This is a genomic window from Streptomyces sp. T39, from assembly GCF_008042045.1.
Taxonomy (GTDB): Bacteria; Actinomycetota; Actinomycetes; order Streptomycetales; family Streptomycetaceae; genus Streptomyces.
This window is the reverse complement of sequence record NZ_RDBP01000054.1, coordinates 118,962-122,945: the sequence shown is the minus strand read 5'-3', so window position 1 is coordinate 122,945 and position 3,984 is coordinate 118,962. Positions and strand designations below refer to the sequence as shown.

2 protein-coding genes and 3 pseudogenes are annotated in these 3,984 nt (G+C 73.4%); 3 read left to right on the top strand and 2 right to left on the bottom strand.

Annotated features, from left to right (window positions below):
- Nucleotides 1-100: 100 nt before the first annotated feature.
- Nucleotides 101-817, top strand: a pseudogene (locus EAO77_RS32820) (peptidoglycan DD-metalloendopeptidase family protein); the annotation flags it as partial.
- Between the two features lie 188 nt (nucleotides 818-1,005).
- Complete coding sequence (locus tag EAO77_RS32815; RefSeq protein ID WP_147991964.1) at nucleotides 1,006-1,797, top strand: SGNH/GDSL hydrolase family protein; 792 nt, start codon at nucleotides 1,006-1,008, stop codon at nucleotides 1,795-1,797.
- A gap of 49 nt (nucleotides 1,798-1,846) precedes the next feature.
- On the opposite strand, the gene EAO77_RS32810 is transcribed toward EAO77_RS32815, so the two are convergent.
- Entirely contained in the window at nucleotides 1,847-2,467 is a 621-nt protein-coding gene (locus tag EAO77_RS32810; RefSeq protein WP_147991963.1) for a TetR/AcrR family transcriptional regulator, read from the bottom strand.
- 306 nt (nucleotides 2,468-2,773) lie between these two features.
- Here EAO77_RS32810 and EAO77_RS32805 point away from each other — a divergent pair.
- Nucleotides 2,774-3,850, top strand: a pseudogene (locus EAO77_RS32805) (MBL fold metallo-hydrolase); the annotation flags it as partial.
- Between the two features lie 9 nt (nucleotides 3,851-3,859).
- Here the strand turns inward: EAO77_RS32805 and EAO77_RS41560 are convergent.
- Nucleotides 3,860-3,937: pseudogene (locus EAO77_RS41560) on the bottom strand (hypothetical protein); the annotation flags it as partial.
- Nucleotides 3,938-3,984: the final 47 nt, after the last annotated feature.

Genomic DNA, 3,984 nt, shown 5'->3' with positions numbered 1-3,984 from the left:
GCCGGTAGCGGCGACGAAGTCGACACCGGTGTGGTAACCGCTGCTCCACATCGCGCCGTTCTGGTGGTACGGCGTGGAGACGGTGGCGCCGGGGATGGGCGCGGAGAAGCCCGCCGCCAAGGCCCCCAAGACCTACACCGTGGTGGCAGGCGRCCACCTGTCGAAGATCGCCGACGAGCAGAACGTCCGCGGCGGCTGGAAGCAGCTCTTCGACGACAACCGCCGCGTCATCGGCGCCGACCCGTCCCTGATCCACCCGGGCCTCGAACTCACCATCGGCGCCAAGTCCAAGGCCACCGCCGACCCCGAGGTCCGCGCCGACGAGACGTCCCGCGCCTCCCGCGACACCGCGCGCAAGGCGGCCCCGGCGGCGCAGCCGGCCGAGAAGCCCGCCGCCAAGACCTCCGCCGCGGGCTTCTCCGCGCCCATCCCCGGCGCCACCGTCTCCACGCCGTACCACCAGAACGGCGCGATGTGGAGCAGCGGTTACCACACCGGTGTCGACTTCGTCGCCGCTACCGGCACCTCCGTGAAGGCCGTCGCGGGCGGCACCGTCGTCTCGGCCGGCTGGGGCGGTTCGTACGGCAACGAGGTCGTCGTCCAGCACACCGACGGCACCTACTCGCAGTACGCGCACCTGTCCTCGCTGTCCGTCTCCAGCGGCCAGTCGGTGACCGGCGGCGACCAGATCGGACTCTCCGGCTCGACCGGCAACTCCACCGGCCCGCACCTGCACTTCGAGATCCGCACCGGCGCCTCCTACGGCTCGGACGTCGACCCGCTGGCGTACCTGCGCCAGCACGGCGTCTCCCTCTGAGCCACCGGCGCCCCGCGCTTCCGGCAGCCCCGCGGCGGCCGGCGTGAGTCCCTCGTTCCGTCCGGCGGCGGAGCGGGGGACTCCGCGTATTCCGGCTCGGGGAAAGGATGACGGTGGTAAAGATCACCACCCGTCAACCCCTCCTTACGGTCGCGTAGGTCACATCGCCCGGTGAAGGATGTGCTCCCGTGGCAGACGATTCGAGAACAGAGAACAGTGGCGTATTCGGGTCGTACGCGGCGATCGGTGACAGCTTCACCGAGGGCGTCGGCGACCCCGGCCCCGACGGGACCTTCGTCGGGTGGGCGGACCGGTTCGCGGTCCTCCTCGACGACCTCGCCCCCGGGCACACCTTCCGCTACGCCAACCTCGCCGTACGCGGCCGCCTGCTCGACCAGATCGTGGCCGAACAGGTGCCGAGGGCCAAGGAGCTCTCGCCCGACCTGGTGAGCTTCTGCGCCGGCGGCAACGACATCATCCGCCCGGGCAGCGACCCGGACGCCGTGGCCGAGCGATTCGAGGCGGCCGTCGCCGACCTGACGTCGTGCGTCGGCACAGTCATGGTGACCACCGGCTTCGACACCCGCGACGTGCCCGTCCTGCGGCACCTGCGGGGGAAGATCGCCACCTACACCGCCCATGTGCGGGCCATCGCCGACCGGTACGGCTGCCCGGTCCTCGACCTGTGGTCGCTCAAGTCTGTCCAGGACCGCCGCGCCTGGGACGCGGACCGGCTGCATCTCTCGCCCGAGGGGCACACCCGGGTCGCCCTGCGCGCCGCCCAGGTCCTCGGCCTCCAGGTGCCCGCCGACCCGGACCAGCCGTGGCCGCCGCTGCCCCCGAGGGGCGCGCTGGAGGTCCGCCGCGACGACATCCAGTGGGCGCGGGACTACCTCGGACCGTGGATCGGCCGGCGGCTGCGCGGCGAGAGCTCCGGCGACCACGTGCTCGCCAAGCGCCCGGACCTGCTGCCGCTGTGACCCGGGCGGCGGCCCGCGCCCCGCTCCCCGCCGGGCGGCGGGGAGCGGATCAGCGGGCGGTCGCCGTCAGCTCCGCGCGGTCGACGCCCAGCTCCCTGGCCAGGGCGTCGTCCGTCCACTCCAGCATCGCCGCCCGCGACAGCGTGCCCTCGTACGAGGTCATCTGCACCGCGAGGCCGTCGAGGAAGGCCGTGAGCCGCCACGCCGCGGCCGCCGGGTCCTCGCACCGGAACTCTCCCGAGGCCGCGCCCTGCGCGATCACCTCGGTGAGCGCGGCCTTCCACTGCTGGTCCAGGCCCCGGGACACCTCACGCAGCGCCGGGTCCCGCAGGGACGCCGACCAGGCCTCGATCCACAGGCGCCACCCCTTCGCATGCCCCGTCGGCGCGTACCAGCGCACCGCAGTGCGCAACCGGCGCAGCGCCGAGGTCCGGCGCCCCAGGAGCTTGCGCAGATGGGCGAGGTCGGCATCGGCGGCGTGGGTGAAGGCGGCGGCGACCAGCTGATCCTTCGACGCGAAGTGGTAGAGCACCAGGGCGTTGCTCACACCGAGCGACGCGGCGACGTCGGCGATCCGGACGGCGGCCGCACCGTGCCGCTCGATCTGCTCGACCGCGGCGGTGAGCAACTCCTCCCGCCGCTCGGGGACGCTTCTTCGCACTCTGCCCACGGCCGTCACCCTACACAGCGGATCTTGGCCCCGGTCCAGCCCGCGGAGCCCACAATTCCGGGGTTTCGCGGACCGGTTGGGCGCACGGCGTCCCGGGCCGCCGGCTCCGTGCGCCCCGGTGCGCGGCGACGTGCGCCCCCGTGGGCGCGAGCGCCCCGCCGGGCACCGCGCCAAGCTCTCGCGCCGGAACACAGGAGCGTGGGCGGGCGTTGCCAGGGCAGGGGAGCGGAGGGCGCCGTGCGCCGTTTTTCCGCCGAACCGCACGTACCTGCACATAATGGATGAACCCCGACACCAGGAGGTGCCGTGACCGGCGCTGGTTCCCCCCACTCGCTGCGTGCTCGGCTGCGCGGCCTCAGGTCGGCCGCCTTCGGCGCCGACCCGGCCGGTGAGCGGATGGCGCGCATCCGCCGCTCGCCGAACTTCGCGGACGGCGTCTTCCAGAACCCGGTGGGTGCGAGGACCAGGCCGTCCGGTGCGTCCATGACCGAATTCGCGAAGATCTACTTCGAGAAGGAGGCCCGGAGCCGGCGTGCGCCCACCGCCCGCGTGCCCGTCCACCCCACCACCCTGGCCGACCTGGCAGGGCCCCCCGCCTCGGGCCTCCGGCTGACCTGGATGGGCCACTCCAGCGTCCTCGCCGAGATCGACGGACGCCGCGTCCTCTTCGACCCCGTCTGGGGCGACCGCTGCTCCCCCTTCGGCTTCGTCGGACCGAAGCGGCTGCACCCCGTGCCCGTGCCGATCGCCACCCTCGGCACCGTCGACGTCGTCGTGATCTCCCACGACCACTACGACCACCTCGACCTGCCCACGATCAAGGCCCTGGCCGGCACCGGCACCGTCTTCGCCGTGCCCCTCGGCGTCGGCGCGCACCTGGAGCGCTGGGGCGTCGCCCCCGACCGGCTGCGCGAGCTCGACTGGCACGAGAGCGCCGAGGTGTCGGGCCTGCGCCTCACGGCCACCCCCGCACGCCACTTCTGCGGTCGCGGCCTGCGCAACCAGCAGCACACGCTGTGGGCGTCCTGGGCCGTGGCCGGCCCGGAGCACCGGATCTACCACAGCGGCGACACCGGGTACTTCCCCGGCTTCTCCGACATCGGCCGCCAGTACGGCCCGTTCGACGCGACGATGATCCAGATCGGCGCCTACTCCGAGTACTGGCCCGACATCCACATGACCCCCGAGGAGGGCGTCCGCGCCCACCTCGACCTCCAGGGCGGCCGCCCCCACGGCGTCCTGCTCCCCATCCACTGGGGCACCTTCAACCTCGCTCCCCACCCGTGGGCCGAGCCGGGGGAGTGGACGCACGACGCGGCGCAGGAGCACGCCCAACCGGTCGCCTCCCCCCGCCCCGGCGAACCCTTCGAACCGGCCGGCCAGGGCCTTGATCGTGGGCAGGTCGAGGTGGTCGTAGTGGTCGTGGGAGATCACGACGACGTCGACGGTGCCGAGGGTGGCGATCGGCACGGGCACGGGGTGCAGCCGCTTCGGTCCGACGAAGCCGAAGGGGGAGC